14 protein-coding genes, 4 tRNA genes, 1 other RNA gene and 1 pseudogene are annotated in these 21678 nt (G+C 72.2%); 9 read left to right on the plus strand and 11 right to left on the minus strand.

Going from position 1 to position 21678, the window contains the following annotated elements; genetic code table 11:
- Nucleotides 1–98: 98 nt before the first annotated feature.
- From purL to purS, 3 genes are read right to left on the minus strand one after another with little or no spacing between them, the layout of a single operon-like run.
- Entirely contained in the window at nt 99–2357 is a 2259-nt protein-coding gene (gene purL / locus ACIF80_RS29915; RefSeq protein WP_399810315.1) for a phosphoribosylformylglycinamidine synthase subunit PurL, read from the minus strand.
- Nucleotides 2354–3058 carry a phosphoribosylformylglycinamidine synthase subunit PurQ gene (purQ, locus tag ACIF80_RS29920; protein WP_055573630.1) on the minus strand — a complete coding sequence of 235 codons (705 nt, stop codon included), beginning with the start codon at nt 3056–3058 and terminating at the stop codon, nt 2354–2356. The genes purL and purQ overlap by 4 nt, the downstream gene beginning before the upstream one ends.
- Nucleotides 3055–3318, minus strand: coding sequence for a phosphoribosylformylglycinamidine synthase subunit PurS (purS, locus tag ACIF80_RS29925; RefSeq protein ID WP_010045045.1), 264 nt, complete (start codon nt 3316–3318; stop codon nt 3055–3057). Before purS ends, purQ begins: the two co-directional genes overlap by 4 nt.
- A 352-nt stretch (nt 3319–3670) precedes the next feature.
- On the opposite strand from purS, the gene ACIF80_RS29930 reads away from it, so the two are divergent.
- The 8 genes from ACIF80_RS29930 (at nt 3671) to ACIF80_RS29965 (ending at nt 8666) form a co-directional block, all read left to right on the plus strand.
- Nucleotides 3671–3988, plus strand: a complete 318-nt coding sequence (locus ACIF80_RS29930) for an Lsr2 family protein (RefSeq protein ID WP_055595978.1) — start codon at nt 3671–3673, stop codon at nt 3986–3988.
- Between the two features lie 293 nt (nt 3989–4281).
- Nucleotides 4282–4353: transfer RNA gene (locus ACIF80_RS29935), tRNA-Gly, on the plus strand.
- An 80-nt stretch (nt 4354–4433) separates the two neighbouring features.
- Nucleotides 4434–4506, plus strand: a tRNA-Gly gene (locus ACIF80_RS29940).
- A gap of 198 nt (nt 4507–4704) precedes the next feature.
- Complete coding sequence (locus ACIF80_RS29945; protein ID WP_399810317.1) at nt 4705–5691, plus strand: ABC transporter ATP-binding protein; 987 nt, start codon at nt 4705–4707, stop codon at nt 5689–5691.
- On the plus strand, nt 5688–6527 hold the full coding sequence (locus tag ACIF80_RS29950; protein WP_399810319.1) for an ABC transporter permease: 840 nt from the start codon (nt 5688–5690) through the stop codon (nt 6525–6527). Before ACIF80_RS29945 ends, ACIF80_RS29950 begins: the two co-directional genes overlap by 4 nt.
- A gap of 83 nt (nt 6528–6610) precedes the next feature.
- The gene (locus ACIF80_RS29955; protein ID WP_399810533.1) at nt 6611–7948 is read left to right on the plus strand and encodes a sensor histidine kinase; all 1338 of its coding nucleotides are present in this window, start codon (nt 6611–6613) and stop codon (nt 7946–7948) included.
- Nucleotides 7945–8571 carry a response regulator gene (locus tag ACIF80_RS29960; protein WP_399810320.1) on the plus strand — a complete coding sequence of 209 codons (627 nt, stop codon included), beginning with the start codon at nt 7945–7947 and terminating at the stop codon, nt 8569–8571. Before ACIF80_RS29955 ends, ACIF80_RS29960 begins: the two co-directional genes overlap by 4 nt.
- Before the next feature lie 22 nt (nt 8572–8593).
- A tRNA-Gly gene (locus ACIF80_RS29965) sits at nt 8594–8666 on the plus strand.
- A 155-nt stretch (nt 8667–8821) separates the two neighbouring features.
- Here ACIF80_RS29965 and ACIF80_RS29970 read toward each other — a convergent pair.
- The 6 genes and pseudogenes from ACIF80_RS29970 to ffs form a co-directional block, all read right to left on the minus strand.
- On the minus strand, nt 8822–9721 hold the full coding sequence (locus tag ACIF80_RS29970; RefSeq protein ID WP_399810322.1) for a phosphoribosylaminoimidazolesuccinocarboxamide synthase: 900 nt from the start codon (nt 9719–9721) through the stop codon (nt 8822–8824).
- A 175-nt stretch (nt 9722–9896) separates the two neighbouring features.
- Nucleotides 9897–11363, minus strand: a pseudogene (locus ACIF80_RS29975) (N,N-dimethylformamidase beta subunit family domain-containing protein); the annotation flags it as partial.
- 180 nt (nt 11364–11543) lie between these two features.
- Nucleotides 11544–13433 (minus strand): hypothetical protein, encoded by a 1890-nt coding sequence (locus tag ACIF80_RS29980; RefSeq protein ID WP_399810324.1) that lies wholly within the window; start codon nt 13431–13433, stop codon nt 11544–11546.
- Between the two features lie 343 nt (nt 13434–13776).
- A complete protein-coding gene (gene purD / locus ACIF80_RS29985; protein ID WP_399810325.1) occupies nt 13777–15039 on the minus strand; it encodes a phosphoribosylamine--glycine ligase in 1263 nt (420 codons plus the stop codon).
- Between the two features lie 168 nt (nt 15040–15207).
- A complete protein-coding gene (locus tag ACIF80_RS29990; protein WP_399810327.1) occupies nt 15208–17568 on the minus strand; it encodes a DNA polymerase III subunit gamma and tau in 2361 nt (786 codons plus the stop codon).
- A 62-nt stretch (nt 17569–17630) separates the two neighbouring features.
- Nucleotides 17631–17729, minus strand: an RNA gene (gene ffs, locus ACIF80_RS29995) — signal recognition particle sRNA small type.
- Between the two features lie 72 nt (nt 17730–17801).
- On the opposite strand from ffs, the gene ACIF80_RS30000 reads away from it, so the two are divergent.
- Nucleotides 17802–17889 (plus strand) — tRNA-Ser (locus ACIF80_RS30000).
- 238 nt (nt 17890–18127) lie between these two features.
- Here ACIF80_RS30000 and ACIF80_RS30005 read toward each other — a convergent pair.
- The gene (locus ACIF80_RS30005) at nt 18128–19942 is read right to left on the minus strand and encodes a stealth family protein (protein ID WP_399810328.1); all 1815 of its coding nucleotides are present in this window, start codon (nt 19940–19942) and stop codon (nt 18128–18130) included.
- Between the two features lie 14 nt (nt 19943–19956).
- Complete coding sequence (locus ACIF80_RS30010; protein ID WP_399810330.1) at nt 19957–21654, minus strand: stealth family protein; 1698 nt, start codon at nt 21652–21654, stop codon at nt 19957–19959.
- Between the last annotated feature and the right edge of the window lie 24 nt (nt 21655–21678).

A 21678-nucleotide genomic window follows, 5' to 3' on the forward strand; every position in this document is an offset into this window, starting at 1 on the left:
CCGCCGCAAGCCCCGCTCAACGCCGAAGCCCCCGCCCTGACCCGGGCGGGGGCTTCGTGCAGAAGGGGCGTGCCAGAAAGGCGGAAGGGCGGAGCCGGTCAGGCCAGCAGCGCCGGGATCGTCGCCTCGTGGGTCTCGCGCAGTTCCGCGAGGGTGAGCGTGAACTCGCCCTGGAGCTCCACCGTGTCCCCGTCGACGACGCCGATGCGCGTCGCCGGGAGGCCGCGGACACCGCACATGTCGGTGAAGCGGAGCTCCTCCGAACGCGGCACGGCCACGACCGCGCGGCCGGCCGACTCGGAGAACAGGAACGTGAACGCGTCCAGCCCGTCCGGTACGACGAGCCGTGCGCCCTTGTCCCCCAGCAGCGCCGACTCGACCACGGCCTGGACCAGACCGCCGTCGGACAGGTCGTGCGCGGAGTCGATCATGCCGTCGCGGGAGGCGGAGATCAGGATCTCGCCGAGCAGCCGCTCACGCTCCAGGTCGACCGCGGGCGGCAGGCCGCCGAGGTGGTCGTGGACGACCTGGGACCAGGCCGAGCCGCCGAACTCCTCACGCGTGTCGCCGAGGAGGTAGATCAGCTGGCCCTCCTCCTGGAAGGCGACCGGTGTGCGCCGGGCCACGTCGTCGATGACGCCGAGGACCGCGACCACCGGGGTCGGGTGGATGGCGGCCTCGCCGGTCTGGTTGTAGAGCGAGACGTTGCCGCCGGTCACCGGGGTGCCGAGCTGCAGGCAGCCGTCGGCGAGACCGCGCACGGCCTCCGCGAACTGCCACATGACGGCCGGGTCCTCGGGCGAGCCGAAGTTCAGGCAGTCGGAGACCGCGAGGGGCTTGGCACCGGTCGTCGCCACGTTCCGGTACGCCTCGGCGAGTGCGAGCTGCGCACCCGTGTACGGGTCGAGCTTGGCGTACCGGCCGTTGCCGTCGGTCGCGATGGCGACGCCGAGGCCGGTCTCCTCGTCGACGCGGATCATGCCGGAGTCCTCGGGCTGGGCGAGCACGGTGTTGCCCTGCACGAAGTGGTCGTACTGCTGGGTGATCCACTGCTTCGAGGCCTGGTTGGGCGAGCCCACCAGCTTCAGGACCTGGTCCTTCAGCTCCTCGGAGGTCTCCGGGCGGGGCAGCTTGCCGGCGTCGTCGGCCTGGAGCGCGTCCTGCCAGTCGGGGCGGGCGTAGGGGCGCTCGTAGACCGGGCCGTCGTGGGCGACGGTGCGCGGGTCGACGTCGACGATCTTGCCGCCGTGCCAGTAGATCTCCAGGCGGTCGCCGTCGGTGACCTCACCGATGACGGTGGCGATGACGTCCCACTTCTCGCAGATCTCGAGGAAGCGGTCGACCTTCTCCGGTTCCACCACCGCGCACATGCGCTCCTGCGACTCGCTCATGAGGATTTCCTCGGGCGAGAGCGTGGAGTCGCGCAGCGGTACGTCGTCGAGGGTGACGCGCATGCCGCCGGAACCGTTGGAGGCCAGTTCGGAGGTGGCGCAGGACAGGCCCGCGGCCCCCAGGTCCTGGATGCCGACGACCAGCTTCTCCCGGAACGCCTCCAGGGTGCACTCGATGAGGAGCTTCTCCTGGAACGGGTCGCCGACCTGGACGGCGGGGCGCTTGGAGGGCTTCGCGTCGTCGAAGGTCTCGGAGGCCAGGATGGACGCGCCGCCGATGCCGTCGCCGCCGGTCCGGGCCCCGTACAGGATGACCTTGTTGCCCGTGCCGGAAGCCTTGGCGAGGTGGATGTCCTCGTGCCGCATGACGCCGATGGCGCCGGCGTTGACCAGCGGGTTGCCCTGGTAGCAGGCGTCGAAGACGACCTCGCCGCCGATGTTCGGCAGGCCCAGGCAGTTGCCGTAGCCGCCGATGCCGGCGACGACGCCGGGCAGCACGCGCTTGGTGTCGGGGTGGTCGGCGGCGCCGAAGCGCAGCGGGTCCACGACGGCGACCGGGCGGGCGCCCATCGCGATGATGTCGCGGACGATGCCGCCGACGCCGGTCGCGGCGCCCTGGTAGGGCTCGACGTAGGACGGGTGGTTGTGCGACTCGACCTTGAAGGTCACCGCGTAGCCCTGGCCGACGTCGACGACTCCGGCGTTCTCGCCGATGCCGACGAGCATCGCGTCGGACTCGGGGGCCTTCTCGCCGAACTGGCGGAGGTGGACCTTGGAGGACTTGTACGAGCAGTGCTCGGACCACATCACCGAGTACATGGCGAGCTCGGCGCCGGTCGGGCGGCGGCCGAGGATCTCCACCACCCGCTCGTACTCGTCCTTCTTGAGGCCGAGTTCGGCCCAGGGCAGCTCGACGTCGGGGGTCTCGGCCGCGTGCTCGACCGTGTCCAGAGGCGTCCTGCTCATGCGTTGACCAGCTTCTTGAGGATCGAGGTGAAGAACGGAAGGCCGTCGGTGCGGCCGGTGCCGATCAGCGGCTCGACGGCGTGCTCGGGGTGCGGCATCAGGCCGACGACGTTGCCCGCCGCGTTGGTGATGCCGGCGATGTCGTTGAGCGAGCCGTTGGGGTTGCCGTAGCCGTCGGCGGCCTCGCCGTCGGTGACGTAGCGGAAGGCGACCCGGCCCTCGGCCTCGAGCTCGTCCAGCGTGCGCCGGTCGGCGACGTAGCGGCCGTCCATGTTCTTCAGCGGGATGCTGATCTCCTGCCCGGCGGTGTAGTCGCCGGTCCAGGCGGTGTCCGCGTTCTCCACCCGCAGCTTCTGGTCACGGCAGATGAAGTGCAGGTGGTCGTTGCCGAGCATGCCGCCGGGGAGCAGGTGCGCCTCGGTGAGGATCTGGAAGCCGTTGCAGATGCCGAGGACCGGCAGTCCCGCCTTCGCCTGCTCGATGACGGTGTCCATCACCGGCGAGAAACGGGCGATGGCCCCGGCGCGCAGGTAGTCGCCGTAGGAGAATCCGCCGCAGAGCACCACGGCGTCGACCTGGTGGAGGTCCTTGTCCTTGTGCCACAGGGCGACCGGCTCGGCACCCGCGAGCCGGATGGCGCGGCGGCTGTCACGGTCGTCGAGGCTGCCGGGGAAAGTGACGACGCCAATACGAGCGGTCACTTCACGGCCTCCGCGACTTCCTCGACCCTGACGGTGAAGTCCTCGATCACGGTGTTGGCGAGGAAGGATTCCGCAAGATCGTGGATGCGGGCGAGCGCGGCCTCGTCGACCGGCCCGTCAACTTCCAGTTCGAATCGCTTTCCCTGACGGACGTCCGAGATCCCTTCGAATCCCAGCCGCGGCAGTGCGCGCTGCACCGCCTGGCCCTGGGGGTCGAGGATCTCCGGCTTGAGCATGACGTCGACTACGACGCGTGCCACTGGCACTCCCGGTGTGTGGTGCTGAGCAGGTTCCTTCAGACTACCCGTACAAAATTTCTACGCGGGTAGAGTTGGAGGAATCTACGTGACCGCGATCACGATTCGGCATCTCGGGGAGACCTCCGGGAAAAGATCCGGGAAAGATCCACGTTCTGTCACGTATCGCTATTGCGCACAGGACACGCGGGCAGATTTAGTCGAGCTTCACAATGCAATGCCGGGCACTGTACAAATGAATTGTCATTAGCAGATACTTTGCCCGATTACAGGCGGACAGCCGACATCTCAGCGACGCTCCGGCACGTCATCACGGACGTCAACACAGAGGTGTCGCACGAAGGGACCGATATTCGTGGCGCAGAAGGTCGTGGTCACTCTCTTTGACGACATCGACGGCTCGGAAGCGGCGGAAACGATCGCCTTCGGACTGGACGGCAAGTCGTACGAGATCGACCTGAACGAGATCAACGCCGACGGGCTGCGGAAGGCGCTCGCGCCCTACGTGGAGGCCGGCCGCAAGCGTTCCCGCTCGGGGCGGACGTACAAGCAGACGGAGGTCGCCCCCGATCCGGCGGCCGTGCGCGCCTGGGCCCAGTCGAACCAGATGGACGTCCCCGCGCGGGGACGGATTCCCAAGCGGGTCTACGAGGCGTTCGCCGCGGCGCGGTGAAGGGACCGCGAGCCGGAGGGCCGCGGGCCGGGCGGCCGTGGCACCGGCTGGGCGTGACGGGGCCGGCCGGACGCGGGACCGGCCGGACTCGGGGCCGGCCGGACTCGGGGCCGGCCGGGCGGTCGAAGCGCGGCCCGCGCGGTGGGCCGGGGGCGTCGACGGCCGCATCCGCGGCCGGGACGGCCGGCCACCGGCCCCTCGCAGCAGCCGACTTGCGCAGCACCCCCATTGATCAGCTAGAGTCTGGAGCACGCCGAGGGGCAAGGCCGAAAGGCCCGGCTCACGGAGTACATGCGGGTGTAGTTCAGTAGTAGAACATCCCCCTTCCAGGGGGAAGGCGCAGTGTGCAATTCCTGTCACCCGCTCTGCGTAGCCGTACCGATCAGTCGATTCGATCAGGTAGGCTGGTGCTCGCACCGATCGGTGAAAGCCGGTCGGGAGCAATGCGGACGTAGCTCAGTTGGTAGAGCGCAACCTTGCCAAGGTTGAGGTCGCGAGTTCGAACCTCGTCGTCCGCTCGGGAATCAGACCCCGGTCCACTGGACCGGGGTCTTTTCGTGCACCCGTATCCCTCGTGCACTCCGGCCTCACGTGCCGCTCCGGTCCCGCATGCCCCGTACCCCGGTCCCGGGACCCGCCGGGCTTCTGACATTTGTCATGCGCGCTGATGACAGGGCGCACTGCCGGCCGTCCGGTACGACCGGGATGATCGAAGCATGCGAGCGAACGAACACGAACACGTGATTGAGGTCACCGACCTGCGCCGTGTGTACGGGGGCGGGTTCGAGGCCGTACGCGGGGTCAGTTTCTCCGCCCGGCGCGGGGAGGTCTTCGCGCTGCTCGGCACCAACGGCGCGGGCAAGACCTCCACCGTCGAACTGCTGGAGGGCCTCGCGGCCCCGACCGGCGGGCAGGTCAGGATCTTCGGGCACGACCCGTACACCGACCGCGCCGCGGTACGGCACCGCACCGGCGTGATGCTCCAGGAAGGCGGCTTCCCCTCCGACCTGACCGTCATGGAGACCACGCGGATGTGGGCCGGCTCCGTCAGCGGCGCCCGTCCGCCGCAGGAGGTACTGCCGCTGGTCGGCCTGGCCGGCAAGGACGACGTACGGGTCAAGCAGCTGTCCGGGGGTGAGCGGCGCCGCCTCGACCTGGCCCTCGCGCTGCTCGGCGACCCCGAGGTGCTGTTCCTCGACGAGCCGACGACCGGGCTGGACGCCGAAGGACGGCGCGACACCTGGCGGCTGGTCCGGGCCCTGCGCGACAACGGCACGACCGTGCTGCTGACCACCCACTACCTGGAAGAGGCCGAGGCGCTGGCCGACCGCCTCGCGATCATGCACAAGGGGCGCATCGCCACCACCGGCACGCCCGCCGAGGTGACCGCCGCGCAGCCGTCCCGGATCACCTTCGAACTGCCCCAGGGCTATCTCCCCGGCGACCTGCCGCCGCTCGACGAGCTGGGCGTGACCGGACACGAACTGGACGGACGGAACATCAAGCTGCACACCCACGAGCTGCAACGGGCTGCCACCCGCCTGCTGGTGTGGGCCGAGCGGACCGGCATGGAACTGAAGGGACTGGACGTGCGCTCGGCGTCGCTGGAGGAGGCGTTCCTCGGCATAGCCCGTGAGGCCTCCGCGCACGAGACCCCCGAGCCGGGGGAGAGCACCACCACCGGAAAGGAGTACGCGGCATGAGCGGGACGGTCAGCACGACCAAGGGGCCGGCCGGAGGGACGGCCGGGGCGGGGAGCGGGCGGAACACCGCGGCCAGCACTCCCGTGGGACGCATGCGGGCCCTCGCCCGCGCCGAGTTGACGCTGCTGGGGCGCAGCAAGGGCACGCTCTTCGCCGCACTGTTCGTGCCGCTGGTGCTGCCGCTCAGCCTCTACTCGGCGGCCGGTGAGATGAACCTCGACGAGGTGGGGCTCAGCATCGGCGCCATGATCCTGCCCGGCGCGATCGGCTTCTCCCTGCTGTTCGCCGTCTACTCGGCACTCGTCGGCGTCTTCGTCACCCGGCGCGAGGAACTGGTGCTGAAGCGGCTGCGCACCGGCGAGCTGCGGGACGTCGAGATCCTGTGCGGGGCCTCGTTGCCGTCCCTCGCGACCGGTCTGGTGCAGTCGCTGGTGCTGGCGGTGGGCTGCGCGCTGCTGCTGGACGTGGCCGCGCCGCAGGCCGTCCACCTGTCCGTGCTGGGGCTGCTGCTGGGCCTGGTGCTGTGCGCGGCGCTCGCCGCGGTCACCGCGGGCTTCACCCGGACCACCGAGAGCGCGCAGGTCACCGCGATGCCGGTGGTCATGGTCTCGATGCTGGGCTCCGGGATGGCGGTCCCGCTGGAGGTGCTGCCCGACCGGCTGGCCTCCTTCTGCGAACTGCTGCCCCTCACCCCCGCCGTGACCCTGCTGCGCGGTGGCTTCACGGGCAACCTGTCGGGCTCCGAGACGCTGTTCGCCGTGGTGACCGGTGTGGCCTGGGTGCTGCTGGCGGTGTTTGCTGTACGCCGGTGGTTCCGCTGGGAACCGCGACGCTGAGGCAGGCGGTCACGGGAGTACGCGGGCGCGAGGGCGGCCCGGAGAGCGAGGCGGGCGAGGACATGGGCAGGCCGGGCGAGGACATCCGCAGGCCGGGGCGCTGGTGGCGGCGCAAGAGCACCCCGGCGAAGGTGGAGGCGTACACCCGGTGGTCGTTCCACTTCATGGTGCTGGTCGAGCTCGTGGCGGCCGGCGGGCAGTTGCTCGGACTCCTCGTGCGGGACGGGCAGAGCGGGACGGGCGGGCCGGGACTGACGGTTCTGCTGATGTGCCTGGTCGCCGGGCACTGCGGGCTGTGCGGCGTACTCGCCTCGCGGTCGCTGGACTGGCAGTGCGGGCGGCGGGCCAAGCCGGTGCGGCTGCTGTGGGCCCTCGGGATCGTCACCGCGCTCGTCGCCACGACCGCCGTCTCGCTCGTCGACCACGGCCGGACGGGCCGGGACGCCGACGGCGTGGCCCTCGGTGTCTTCGTGACCGTCCTGGCCTTCGGCGCGGGGACGATCACACTCGGCATGCGGGAGCGGCGGCGGATGGCCGTCTGTGTGGTGGGGTTCGCCGCGGGCTCGGGAGTGGTGGCCTTCGCCTCCGGCATGGCCGTCGGCGGCGCGCTGATCTCCGTCGGGGTCGTGCTGCTCAGCGCCGGGTTCATCACCTCCACCTACGTCCTCTCGCTCTGGCTGCTCAACGTCGTCCACGAACTCGACGAGGCCCGCGAGACCCGTACCCGGCTCGCCGTCGCGGAGGAGCGGCTGCGGTTCGGCCGGGACCTGCACGACGTGATGGGCCGCAACCTCGCCGTGATCGCGCTGAAGAGCGAGCTGGCCGTCCAGCTGGCGCAGCGCGAACGGCTGGAGGCGGTGACGCAGATGGTCGAGGTCCAGCGGCTGGCGCACGAGACCCAGCGGGAGGTGCGCGAGGTCGTACGCGGCTACCGCGAGGCAGACCTGAGCAGTGAACTCGCCGGCGCGAAGGGAGTGCTGACCGCGGCCGGCATCAGCTGCACGGTCACCGGCCCCGCGGTCGGGCTCCCGGCCCAGGCGCAGTCCGCGCTGGGCTGGGTGGTGCGGGAGGCGGCGACCAACGTGCTGCGGCACGGCGACGCGCGCTGGTGCGCGGTGGAGGTACGGGTGCGGGAGGATCGTGCGGTGCTGACGGTGGAGAACGACGGGGCGCCGGACGGCGCCGGCGGGCCGGGCCGGGGTTCCGGCCTCGTCGGACTGCGCGAGCGGCTGGCGGAGATCGGCGGCACGCTGCGGGCCGGACCCGCCGGGGACGGACGGTTCCTGCTGACGGCGGAGGTGCCCTCGGGACCGGGAGCGGTGGCGTCCGGGGGCGAGCCCCTCGCGCCCTCGGGTCACAGGGCTGCGGCCGCGACGGCGACATCCCGCCCGGCGGGGCCCGGAAGCGAGGTCACACCGTGACGACGGCACCGCCCCAGCCCGTCCGGCTGCTGCTCGCCGACGACGAACATCTGATCCGGGGGGCGCTCGCCGCCCTGTTGTCGCTGGAGGACGACCTCCTGATCGTCGCCGAGGCGGCCTCCGGCCCGGAGGCGCTGGCGATGGCCCGGGCGCACGCCCCCGACGTCGCCGTACTGGATCTGCAGATGCCCGGCGCCGATGGTGTGAAGGTCGCCACATCGCTGCGGGCGGAACTCCCCGGCTGCCGCGTGCTGATCGTGACCAGTCACGGGCGTCCCGGGCATCTGAAGCGGGCCCTCGCGGCGGGAGTGCGCGGCTTCGTCCCCAAGACCGTCAGCGCACAGCACCTCGCGGAGATCATCCGTACCGTGCACGCGGGAAACCGTTACGTGGATCCCGAGTTGGCGGCCGACGCGATCGCCGCCGGTGACTCGCCGCTGACCGCGCGTGAGGCCGAGGTTCTGGAACTCGCGGCCGACGGGGCACCCGTGACGGAGATCGCGGAGCGGGCCGCGCTGTCCCAGGGGACCGTGCGGAACTATCTGTCGTCCGCCGCCACGAAACTCGGTGCGGAGAACCGGCACGCCGCGGTGCGACTCGCGCGCGAGCGGGGTTGGGTATAGTTGCTCTCGCGCCACGGCGCATGCGGACGTAGCTCAGTTGGTAGAGCGCAACCTTGCCAAGGTTGAGGTCGCGAGTTCGAACCTCGTCGTCCGCTCGGGCAGCAGAAAGACCCCGGTCCATCGGACCGGGGTCTTCTTCGTGCACGCCCGGAGGGGGGAGGCCCGGCACGCAGCCGGGCCCCGGGCTCGGGGCTCGGGGCTCGGGACTCGCGGGGGTTCAGGGCTCGGGGCGGGGTTCAGGGCTCGGGGCTCAGCTCCAGCTGAGGCCCGTCAGACGCTCGTACGCCTCCACGTACTTCGCCCGGGTCGCGTCCACGACGTGCTGCGGCAGCGCCGGCGGGGGCTGCTCGCTCGCCCGGTCCCAGCCCGACTCGGCGGAGGTCAGCCAGTCCCGCACGTACTGCTTGTCGTACGACGGCTGCGCGCGGCCCGGCTCCCACTGCTCGGCCGGCCAGAAGCGGGAGGAGTCCGGGGTGAGCACCTCGTCCGCGACCACCAGCGTGTCGCCGTCGAAGCCGAACTCGAACTTGGTGTCCGCGAGGATGATGCCCCGCTCCCGGGCGATGTCGCGGGCCCGGGTGTACGCGGCGAGGGTGGCCTGCCGCAGCTGCGCCGCGGTGTCGGCGCCGACCTGGCGGGCGACCTCCTCGTAGGAGACGTTCTCGTCGTGCTCGCCGACGGCGGCCTTGGTGGCCGGGGTGAAGATCGGGCCGGGCAGTTCCGATCCGTCCACCAGTCCCTCGGGAAGGGCCAGGCCGCAGACCGTACGGGACTCCCGGTACTCGGCGAGACCCGAGCCGGTGAGGTAGCCGCGGGCCACGCACTCCACGGGGGCCATCCGCAGCGACTTGCAGACGAGGGTGCGGCCCGCCCAGTCGGCGGGGGCGCCCGCGGGAAGTTCGGTGCTCAGGACGTGGTGCGGGACCAGGTCGGCGAGCTGGTCGAACCACCACAGGGAGAGCTGGGTGAGGACCCTGCCCTTGTCCGGGATCTCGGTCGGCAGCACCCAGTCGTAGGCGGAGATGCGGTCACTGGCGACCATCACGAGGTCGCCCGCCTCGTTCCGGTACAGCTCGCGCACCTTTCCGGTGTGCAGATGCACCAGACCCGGAACCTGGATCGGCTCGGGCTTCTCGACGAATCCGGACACGGTTCCTCCGCGTGGTTCGGAACAACAGGGCACCCGCGGGGCTCGCACAGGGTGGGGTGGGAGACGGCGGGACAAGTGCCTCCGATTGTCCCGTACGGGCGGCCGCCCCCGCTGGTCGGGGCGGCCGCGGCGGGTCGGAGCGCCGGCGGCGGGTCGGAGCGGTGGCCGCGCCGGGTCAGTCGTTCTTGCAGATGCGGTCGAGGAGGTTGGCGGTGGCGCGCTGGATGCGCGGGTCGGTCCGGCCGGGGCGGCCCAGGGCCGGGGGCCAGGCGAGCGTGCCCGACGCGAAGACCCAGGCACCGGAGGGCGCCCGGTAGAGCGAGGTCTCCTGGTGCCGCCCGGCGCCCGCCCCGTCGGTGTACGGGGAGTGGGCGAGCAGCACCCGCTCCTCGTGCTCGGGCAGCGGGGTGCGCGGGAAGTAACGGTCGGCCCCGGCCGCGACCAGCCCCTCGATCGCGTCGCCCTCGAAGGCCCCGGTCGCCTCCCACAGCCAGTGGTCGGCGTTGCGCACGATCAGCGGATGCGGCTCGGGCACCTGACCCGCGTACTGGACGCCGATCAGCTGCTGCTCCGCGCGGTCCGCCTCCCGCCACAGCGCCGCCTTGCCCGGCGCCCTGCGGTCCGGGGTCCTGCTGTCCTGCGCCCTGGGGCCCCGGGTCCTGCGGTCCGGGCCCCGGCGCCTGCCGCTGCGGCAGGTCAGCAGACGGTCGGGGGCTCCGGACGGGGAGGGTGCGAGTTCCACCTGCCCGTACATCGTCCGGGCGGAGAGGAAGACCAGGGAGGTGCCGTACTCACGGGCGTGTTCCGCGGTACCGCGCATGGCCCGGGACCAGTACGCGTCGGGGCCGGGGAAGAGGAGGCCCCTGTACCGGGTGGGGTCGACCCGTCCGGCGTGCAGGTCGCGGGCTTCGGCATAGGCGAGGTCGTAGCCGTAGCGCTCGGCCCAGCGGATGACGTCGTAGGCGTGACCGGCGGACGGAGGCAGACCGGCGCCCGCGTACGGGCGGTCGAAGGAGACGGTGGCCGCGGAGTGGGAGGGGGAAGCGATGTCGGAGGAGGAGTCGGTGTCGGAAGGAGAGTCGGTCCCGGCCTCGCCGGGCAGCCGGCCGTCCCCGCCCTGGTCATCGTCCCCGCCCTCGCCCTCGTCCTCGTCCCTGGGCTGGTGGAGGGTCCCGCCGGTCGTGCGGGTTCTGCCCGTCCCGTCGTCCTCCGGGTAGCGGTTGTGGAGCTGCCAGGTGATGTCGGGCAGGACGAGGAGCAGGTCGGCCGGGCGGTGGTCGCGGACCGTGAAGGGGATCCGGGCGCGGTTGCGGCCGTCGGCAGTGGTCAGAACGGCCACATAGGCGCCGACGCTCCAGTCCGACGGGACCGCCAGCCGCCAGGACAGCCACCAGTGGTGGCAGGAGACCGTACGGTCGGCGGTGAGCGGCGGGGGCTGCGCGATGCCGGCGAGGCGGGGGCCGGACACGATCCGGGCGGCGCCCCGCCCGTCGTAGTGGCCGACGCGGTGGACGTCGACGCGGAACTCCTGGGGCGGGTCGACGGTGACGTGGAAGTCGATCGCCTCTCCGGGTGCCACCCCGCCGGTGGAGCTGAACCCCTCGATCCGGCAGTGACCCTGCTGCGCACCCATGGTCGCTCCCCTCCCGCAGGCCCCGTCGCCGACGGTCAGCGATGTGCTTGTCGTATGTCGCAAGCCCTGTCCAAGGAGCGCGAACAGCCCAAGCACATCACATTACGCACGCATCACGTCACCCTTCGTCGCGAACCGGCCACAAGCGGAAGGGCCGACTCCGGCCTTCGGCTTTCCCGGTCGTCCGGCTCAGACGAGCCGGACCGGCTTCTCCGGGCGTATGCCCTGCCGTGCCAGCCACAGGCGGAGGGCCGTGGGGTCGCCGTCCTCGATCAGCATCATGACCCGGGCGGGCAGGTCCGTGACGCGTACGCCGCCCACGAGGAGAGTCGGTCCGTCGAGCCAGTCGAGCCCGGGGGTCGCGCCCGTGGTGTCCATGGCCGCGCAGCAGACCATCGCCGTGATGTGGTCGGCGAGCAGTTCGCGCCCGGTGCGCGGGGGCTGGAGGGGGAGCAGGGGCAGCGCCCGGTCGTCCCAGAGGGAAGTGGGGTCGGCCGGCGCGGCCGGCAGGGCCTGGGCGGTCAGCGCACCCGGAGCCGTCGGGGCCGTCGGAGCGTTCGCGGCCGAGGCGGCTCGCGCGGTGGCCGCCGCGCCCTCGCGGACCACTTCGGCGCTGATACGGGCGGCCAGGGCCGCGCTGCGCGGGGTGGTACCGACGAGGTCCTCGTCGTCGTCCGGGTCGGCTCCGGCGACGGGGGCGGCTTCTCGTTCGCCGCCTGTCCCGCGTTCCCCGCCGGCGGGCGGGGACGCGTGCGGAGGCCGTTCCGCACGGGAGTCCGGGTCCGGGCGCGGGTCCGGGCCGGGATCCGTCAGGTGGTCGAGGACGCGGGAGAGCGTCGGGCCGTCGGGCCCCGGGCTCTCCGCGCCGGCGCCGGGGCGTACGCCGAGGGCGTCCAGGACGCGGTGGAGGCGGGCCGCGTCCGTACGCCACTTGCGGTCGACGACCTCCTCCGGGTAGTCGCCCCAGTGGACCGGCGACCAGTCCGGTCCGCGCCCGGCGGGGCCGCCGTGGAAGAGGCGGGCGGCGAGGAGGGAGGCGGCCTCGTCCACCGTGCCGGGCTCCTCGAGCAGGTCGCAGGCGGGGCGCTCGCCGAGGCGGGAGGCGAATCCCTCGGCCAGCCGGTCACGGCGGGACAGTTCGGTGAGCGCGGCCACCACCCCCGCATTGAGCCGCGAGGGCCAGCGGCCCATCCGCCAGGCGGGCAGCGCGACCCGGGTGAGCAGCCGGTCCCAGCCCGCGTACGCCAGTCCCACCTGCTCCTGGGCGACGATCCGCAGTCCGTAGTCCACCGCATGGGCACGCTCGGCCGCCGCCGCGGCGACCCCGCGCTCCATCTCCGCGGCATGGACCCGGCAGCTGCGCAGCAGCGCCCGCGCGATCCAGCCGACGCCCGCGAACACCGTGCGGAACACCGGCCCGCGGCGGTGCTCCGAGGTCACGGCCACCGCCGCGTCGAGACCGCGGACGAAGCGCCGGGCGGCGGCTATGTCCGGATGCGCCGAAGGCCCCGTGCCGGCGACGACCGGCGCGAGGACCGCGCGCAGCTCGCCGACGCGCATCCACCACAGGAACGGGGAGCCGATCACCAGCACGGGTGCGGCGACGGCCCGGCGGTGCGGATGCCGGCCCGTGTCCGCTATGTCGCCGTGCTCCTCGGCGGGCGGGGGACGGCGGTGCGCCGGGTGGGTGCGGTCCTCCAGCCAGCTGTCGCAGTCGGGGGTGAGCGCTATCGCGGACGGAACGGGGACGGCGAGCCGGTCGGCGAGGTCGCGCACCATCCGGTACAGGTCCGGGGCGGCCTCCTCGGCGATCGCGACCGTCGGACTCATGGCGGGCCGGGCACGGGCCACGACCAGGGCGACCCCGGTGGCGGCGAGCAGGACCAGCACCGCGAGCGGTGTGAGCGTCCAGCGGGCGATGTCCCAGCCGGTGCCGGTGAAATGGCCGGTGGGGACGCCGGCGAGCAGGATCACGGCGACGGCCGCGGGCAGCAGGGCGACGGCCAGTGCCCTGCCGCGCAGGCGCAGCACCGCGAGCGCCCGTGAACGCGCGGCCTGCACGCCCGCCTCACTGCTCATGCCGCCTCCGCTCATGACCCCGCCTCACCCCCCTCCCGACGGTTCTGACGCTGTCCCGGCGTTGCCCACTCCCCCCACTGTGGCACCCGCCACTGACATCGCAATGCCGGTGGGCCAAGTGCCGGAACGCTTGCGCGGCACCCTAGTTGGGGGTCCGGCCCTCGTCAGCCGGATAGCGCATCGGTCACTCGATGGAATGGCTCAGGGGAAAGGTGGATGACGGACGGCAAGGATCGGGCCCCGGATTCCGAGACGGATCCGGGGCCCCTGGGGTTTCGTGCCGTTCACGGCGCGGTCCGACGGCGTCCGCACGGCCGGCCTGCGCCGGGACGCGCGGGCGCCCTTACGCGGTCTTCGCCGCCTCGGCCGCTTCCGCGGCGATGTCCGTACGGTGCTGGGAACCGTCGAGGCGGAGGCGGGCCACCGCGCGGTAGGCACGCTCGCGTGCCTCGGTGAGGTCCTCACCGGTCGCCGTGACGGACAGCACCCGGCCACCCGCGCTGACGGTCGCGTCGCCCTCGCGCTTCGTCCCCGCGTGCAGCACGTACGCGTGCGGGGCGTCCTGCGCGGCGACCTCGTCCAGGCCGGTGACGGGGTCGCCGGTGCGCGGGGTGCCGGGGTAGTTGTGCGAGGCGACGACGACCGTGACGGCGGCGTCGTCGCTCCAGCGCAGCGGCTCCAGATCGGCGAGATTGCCGGTGGCGGCGGCCATCAGCACCCCGGCCAGCGGGGTCTTCAGCCGGGCCAGCACGACCTGCGTCTCGGGGTCGCCGAAACGGGCGTTGAACTCGATCACGCGGACGCCGCGCGAGGTGATCGCGAGACCTGCGTAGAGCAGACCGGAGAACGGGGTTCCGCGCCGCCGCAGCTCGTCGACGGTCGGCTGGAGCACCGACTGCACGACCTCGTCGACCAGCTTCGGATCGGCCCACGGCAGCGGGGAGTACGCGCCCATGCCGCCGGTGTTGGGGCCCGCGTCGCCGTCCAGCGCGCGCTTGAAGTCCTGGGCGGGCTGGAGGGGCAGCACGGTCACGCCGTCGGTCACGGCGAACAGGGAGACCTCGGGGCCGTCCAGGTACTCCTCGATGACGACCTGCCTGCAGGCGTCGGCGTGCGCCTTGGCCTCCTCGATGTCGTCGGTGACGACCACGCCCTTGCCGGCGGCGAGCCCGTCGTCCTTGACGACGTACGGCGCGCCGAAGGCGTCGAGGGCGGTGGCGGCCTCGTCGGGAGTCGTGCAGACGTACGACCGCGCCGTGGGCACGCCGGCTCCCGCCATGACGTCCTTCGCGAAGGCCTTGGAGCCCTCGAGCTGCGCGGCCTCCTTCGAGGGGCCGAAGGCGGGGATGCCCGCGTCGCGCACGGCGTCGGCCACACCGGCGACGAGGGGGGCCTCCGGGCCGACCACCACGAGGTCCGCACCGAGCCGTGCGGCCAGCGCGGACACGGCCGCACCGTCCAGGGCGTCGACCCGGTGCAGCTCGGCGACCTCGGCGATACCGGCGTTGCCGGGAGCGCAGTGCAGCGCGGTGACGTCGGGATCGAGGGACAGGGAGCGGCACAGGGCGTGTTCGCGGGCACCGCTGCCGATGACGAGGACCTTCACGGGGTCAGCCTAACGGGAGCCGGGGGTTCGCTTTGTACGGGCTTCCGAAGGACCGGGCCGAACCTGTTCGTGGCTTCCTCCAACCCGGACGCCGGACGGGCAGGCCCCACCCGGGTCACCGGGGCGCTGCCGCCGGGCGCTCCCGCCGGGCGCTCCCGCCGGGCCGCTCTACTCGTTCGTGATCTCCTCGACCACCGTCGCGCCGAGTTCCCGGACGATCAGTTCCTTCCCGGAGAGGGCCGATTCGTCCAGGTCGGGGTCGTCGTCCTCCGGGATGTCGTCCTCGGGGGAGACGGGAGGCGGCGGCTCCGGGGCGTAGGGCCGGGACGCCGGGCCGGGAGCAGGCGCGGGTGCGGAGGAGGCCGTCGGGGCGCCGCCCGACTGTGCGGAGGCGGAAGGACCGGCCGGGGCAGCCGGGCCCGAGGCCCCCGAGGGACCCGACGGCTGGGAGGCGCCGGGGCGCTGGCCGGCACCGGCGCCCGCACCCCCGTACCCGCCGCCCGTGCCCCCGGCACCACTGCCGGAGCCGTATCCCGCACCGCCGCCACGGCCGCCGACGGGGCCGGAGCCCGGGGCCGGAGCCGCCGCGCCGCCCCCGGAGGGGTCGATCACGGCCTCGATCTTCCACTGCACGTTGAACTGCTCGGCCAGGGCCTGCCGCAGCACGTCCTCGCTGCCGCTGCTCAGGAAGTTGTCCCGCGCGCCGGAGTTCACGAAGCCGATCTGGAGGGTCGTCCCGTCGAACCCGGTCACCTGGGCGTTCTGGCTGAGCAGAATCCAGGTGAAGCGACGACGGTTCTTGACCACTTCCAGGATGTTCGGCCAGAGCATCCTGGGGTCGGGCCCGCTGCCGCCTCCTCCGGAGGGCGCGGGGGCCGACGGGGGCGCGGACGCGGGTGCGGGCGCCGGGGTGGGGGCAGGGGCGCTCGGAGCGGCCGGGGCGTGTCCGCCTCCCGCCGCGGCAGCCGTGGGCCAGCCACCGGGCCGCCGCCCGCCCCCGGCGGAGGCGGCGGTGGGCCAGGCACCGGGAGCCGGCGCGCTGGGCGGCGCGGGCTCACTCGGTGCCGCGGCGGGAGCCTGAACCGAAGCCACCGGAGCCGGTGCAGGGGGCACAGGAGGTGCAGGCGCGGGTGCAGATGCAGGTGCCGCGGCCGGAGGCTGATGAGCCGCGGCAGCCGCCGCCCCCGGCCCCTGCACGGGCTGCTGAGGCTGATCGGGCGCGAGGGCGCCCTGCCCCCGTACCGCCGCCCGGGCCGCGGCCGGGCCGCCCCCCGGCGGAGCCGGCGCTCCCGCGCCACCGCCGTGCCCCTCGGCACCGGGCACGTACCCCATGGCGGGCACACCGGCCGCGGAACCGCCCGCCGAGAAGTTCACACCGCGCTCGATCCGGTCCAGGCGGGCCATGACCGACCGCTCGTCGCCGTACGCGGCGGGCAGCAGCACGCGCGCGCAGATCAGCTCGAGCTGGAGCCGGGGCGAGGTGGCGCCCCTCATCTCGGTGAGCCCCTCGTTGACGAGGTCGGCGGCACGGCTGAGTTCGGCGGCGCCGAAGATGCCGGCCTGGGCCTGCATCCGCTCGATGACATCGGCGGGAACGTCGATGAGCCCCTTCTCCGCGGCGTCCGGGACCGCGGCGAGGATCACCAGGTCCCGGAGCCGCTCGAGCAGGTCGGTGACGAACCGCCGCGGGTCGTTGCCCCCTTCGATCACGTGGTCGACGACCTCGAAGGCCGCGGCACCGTCACCCGTGGCGAAGGCCTCGACCACGGAGTCGAGCAGCGAGCCGTCCGTGTACCCGAGCAGGGAGGTGGCCATGGCGTACGTCACACCGTCGGGACCGGCGCTCGCGAGCAGCTGGTCCATGACGGACATGGAGTCACGCACGGAGCCCGCGCCGGCCCGCACGACGAGCGGCAGCACTCCCTCCTCGACGGGACTGTTCTCCCGCCCGCACACCTCGCCGAGGTACTCCCGCAGGACGCCGGGCGGCACCAGCCGGAACGGATAGTGGTGCGTACGCGACCGGATCGTCCCGATGACCTTCTCGGGCTCGGTGGTCGCGAAGATGAACTTCAGGTGCTCCGGGGGCTCCTCGACGACCTTGAGCAGCGCGTTGAAGCCCTGCGGGGAGACCATGTGGGCCTCGTCGATGATGTAGATCTTGTACCGGCTGTGGGCGGGCCCGAAGAATGCCTTCTCGCGCAGGTCACGGGCGTCGTCCACACCACCGTGGGAAGCGGCGTCGATCTCGATGACGTCGATCGAACCGGGCCCGTTGCGCGCGAGGTCCTGACAGGACTGGCACTGACCGCACGGGGTCGGCGTAGGACCCTGCTCGCAGTTCAGGCACCGGGCGAGGATGCGCGCGCTGGTCGTCTTTCCGCAGCCTCGCGGACCGCTGAACAGGTACGCGTGATTGACCCGGTTGTTCCGCAGCGCCTGCTGCAACGGGTCGGTGACATGCTCCTGCCCGATGACCTCGGCGAACGACTCCGGGCGATAGCGGCGGTACAGCGCGAGAGACGACACGTCTACGAGGTTATAGGCGCCCACCGACAACCCGCCCCGCCCCGCCCGGCGACGGGGCCGTACACGCAAGCGCCCCCCACGCACCCGCCAGAGCCGACCTACCCTTGCTGCCTTCCGGCCCTGGGGGAGTTCAGTCAGATAGCGCCGCGTGAGGGGCTGCGCACAGGTTACCCCATGTCGCGGGGGCGGAACGAGTTCGCAAGCACTCCTTCCGGTCATGTAATGTTCCTCCCGGAGGATTCGCCTAGTGGCCTAGGGCGCACGCTTGGAAAGCGTGTTGGGGGCAACCCCTCACGAGTTCGAATCTCGTATCCTCCGCCAGTGCCTCACCGGGCACGAAGTCGAAGGGCCCCACCGCTTGCGGTGGGGCCCTTCGACTTTGCCCGGCTCTCGTTGCCCTGGTTTTTGTCCCCGAGGGTGTTCCCGGGCATCCCCGGACGGCTTGGGCGATCGAGACCTCACCGGGCGCCCGGCTCGTGGACCTGGCAGGTCTCCACGGCCGGCGGTGAGCACGCCGGCCGTCGGCCGGCACCGGCACGAATGGCACCGGCGGACCGTGTCACTCGCGCAGCCGTGCTTCCTTCGGCCTCGGCTGCGGCAGAGGGCTCGCCGTGAGCGGCGCGACCGGGCGCGAGACGGGCCGGGCCGCTCCTTCGAAGCGGCTCGGGAACGGGTACTTCCGCTCCAGGAAGACGCGGAGGGCGGTCCGGGCCGCCGGCCTGGCCTCCGGGGCGGTGTCCACGTCGTTGAGGCAGAAGAAGTCGATGTCCTCCCCGGCCGCGAGGCGGGCCAGGCGCCGCCGCATGTCCGATGTGCCCAGTTGCACATAGCGGAAGCGGTAGTCGGCCGGAACGGCCCGGCCGGTCGCGATCGCCCAGTGGTGGTGGAGCGTGGACGCCGGAGCGACGTCGGAGGTGGAGCGGAAGCGCGAGTAGGAGGTCCGCTCGAGTTCCTCGATGCCGAGGCTCTCCATCTCCCGCATGACCGAACACAGCTGGGGATGGGGAGTGTGCAACGACTTGTGGGTGATGTGTCTGCCGTGGAAGCGGTTGATCACCTCGCGGGCGTTCTTGCCGGCGGAATTCGGGGCCGGTTCCAGGGGGTGCGGGGAACCGACGCCGAGCTTCAGCGGGGACAGCGGGATCCGGGCGATGCCGTTGCCGTGGAAGAAGTGCTCGGCCCGTACCGGGCGGTTGATGAAGACGTCGTCGTTGAAGTAGAGGTAGTGCTCCGACAGACCCGGTATGTGGTGCAGCCGGCTCTCTATCGCGTGCGAGTTGAAGACGGGAAGCGCGTCGGCCGGGAGGATGTCCCGGTGGTCGACCACGGTCAGGCCCTCCGCGTCCGGGTCCAGCCAGTGGGGGATCTGGGAGTCGGTCACGAGGTAGACGTGCCGGACGAAGTCGGCGTACATCTGCAGCGAGCGCAGTGCGTACTTCAGTTCGTCATGGCTGGTGTAGCGGGAGGCGCCGGTCTCGCGCGGAGCGATGCCACGGTCGGAGAGCGCCTGGTGGGCGCGGCGCTTCGCGGCCATGGCCGGGTCGTCGCCGTCGACCCAGGTGTACACGGCGTCGACGGGGAAGCACACCTCGTCGATGCCCGGCTCGGCGAACGGGGCGAACGTCGGCACGCGGCGGTGGCGGCACTCCACCGTGGCGGGCCGCTGCGCCGTCACCGGAAGCACTTCCGACACGGGGTTGCGGCGCGGGGCGACGAGCGCCGGGCCGAAGACGTCCGGCAGGCTGCTGCCGGGCACGGTGAGCCAGGAGGGGTCCGCGGCCGGGGTGCCGAGGTCACGGCCGTGGCGCCAGAACTCGATGTCGCACCCCGTTTCGAGGCCGGTGAGCACCTGTCCTCCCGGGCCGAGGCGCACCACGCCGGTGCGGAGCACCGCGGCCCGCCTCAGCGCCCGCGGCAGCTTCCCGTCGGCCCACAGCGCCGCTTTCGTCACGGCGCCGTCCGGTCCGACGGTGCCGACGTACCCGACGGTGCCGGTGAAGCGCCGGGCGGCCTGCGAGAGGAGCATGCCGCGGTACGTCTCCTCGACCCCGATGACCTGCCGCGGCGCGCCGTGCCCGTGGTCGGCGGGGACCAGGAAGTACGGGACGCCGAGCCCTTCCAGCAGGGCGCACACCCGGTCGAGGTCGGCTTCGGCGGCGTCCGCGGCGGTGTAGTCGGCGACCGTACGGCCGTATAACCGTACGGGTCCGAAGGTGACCCGGCGGAGTCCGGGGACAGTGGCCCGCAGGCGCCGTCGAGCCCGGGCCGCACACAGCGCCCAGAGCCGGGCCGACAGCCAGAGCCTCAGGCGCACCAGGAAGTCCCGGACGGCCCGCATGCCTCCGAGCGCTCCGAGACGGTGACGGATGTCCATGCCCCCCGGCCCCGTCACTTCTGCTTCTCGAAGGGGCTCGCGAAGGGAAAGTAGTGCTCCAGGAACTCGCTCATCCGGACGCCGACCTGCTCCCGCTCCTCGGGCTGCACATCGACGTCGTTGAGGCAGAAGAAGTCGAAGCGGCGGTTGCGGCGCAGATCGGCCAGGCGTCGTTCGGCGTCCGGCCGGCTGATGTTCACATACCGGAAGTTGTACTTCCCCGGCGTGCCGTGGCCGGTCATGAGCGCGTACTGGTAGAGCAGCGGGGCCGTCACGGCGATGTCCTGCGGCGAGCGGAAGCGGGACGCCGTGGTGCGACGGATGTCCTCCGGGAAGATCTCCTCTAGGGCCTGCAGTGTCCTACGCCGCTGCGGCAGTGGGGTGTGCATGAAGTTGTTCGTCGTCATCCGCCCGAACTCCTCGAACAGCAACCGGCGGACGTTCTTGCTCGCGGAGTTGGTGGCCGTCTCCTCGGCGTGCGGCTTGCCGACGCCTATCTTGAGCGGGGACACCGGAATCTTCATCAGACCGCTGCCGTGGAAGAAGTGCTCCGCGGTGACCCGGCGACCGACGAACACGTCGTCGTTGAAGTAGAGGTAGTGCTCCGACAGACCCGGTATGTGGTGCAGCCGGGTCTCGATCGCGTGCGAGTTGAACACCGGCAGGACGCCCTGCGGGAAGATGTCGCGATGGTCGACGACCGTGATCCCCGGGGCCCGGTCGTCGAGCCAGTGCGGCTTCTGGCCGTCGGTCACGATGTAGATGTGCCGGACGAAGTCGGCGTACATCGCGAGTGAGCGCAGCGAGTACTTCAGCTCGTCATGGCTGGTGTAGCGGGAGGCGTTGGTCTCCTTGTCCAGGATCTCGGCGATGCCGCGCTCCTGGTACCGGGCCCGCTTGGCCCGCATCTCCGGCTCCTCTCCGTCCACCCAGGTGTAGACGACGTCGACGGGGAAGGTCACGTCGTCCATGGTCGGCAGGGTCAGCGGGACGAAGCTCGGCAGCTCCCGGTCGCCGACCCGTACCGTGGCCGGCTTCTGCTCGGACGCCGGCAGTACGTCCGTGATGCCGTTGTTCCGCGGTGCGACGAGGGACTCGGCGAAGATGTCCTCGGACGCCTGCGGCTGCACCTTGGCCAGCCGGCGAGGCCCGTCGTCGGTGGCGAGGAGCTGTGCCCCGTCCTCCCAGAACTCGACGTCGCAGGCGAGCTCCGGCCCGGCGAGCAGCTGGCCCGAGGGCCCGAGGTGGTTCTCCCCGATCCGCAGTATGGGGGCCGTACGTAAAGCGGCCGGCAGTACACCGTCCATGAACAGTGCGGGGTGCTTGAGTTTCGCGCCGGGCAGCGGTCTGCCGATGAACACCGCCTTCCCCGCGTTCTGCGCCTCGAGGGTGGCGAGGAGACGCTCCCGGTCGACGGCGTTCACGCCGACCGTGTGGCGCGTACGCGAGGCCGGTACCAGGAAGTAGGGGATGCCTTCCTGCTCCAGCGCGGCGACGACCAGGCCGAGGTTGGCGGCGGCCGCCTCGGCGGCGCTGAACCGCGTCACGACCCGCCCGTAGAGCTGCTGGCCGCGCACCGCCACCGGGCGGAGCACCGGGTCCGTGACCGCTGCCCTGCGGCGCCGCCGCATGGTACGCAGCTGCCACACACTTTCGGCGGCCTTCCGCTCGACTCGCGGTCGCATCCGCCGGGTGAAGGAACGCACGGTCACGTGATGGGCTCCTCTTCATGCTCC

This window comes from Streptomyces sp. NPDC085927, from assembly GCF_044540975.1.
In the GTDB taxonomy this organism is placed as follows: Bacteria; Actinomycetota; Actinomycetes; order Streptomycetales; family Streptomycetaceae; genus Streptomyces; species Streptomyces hirsutus.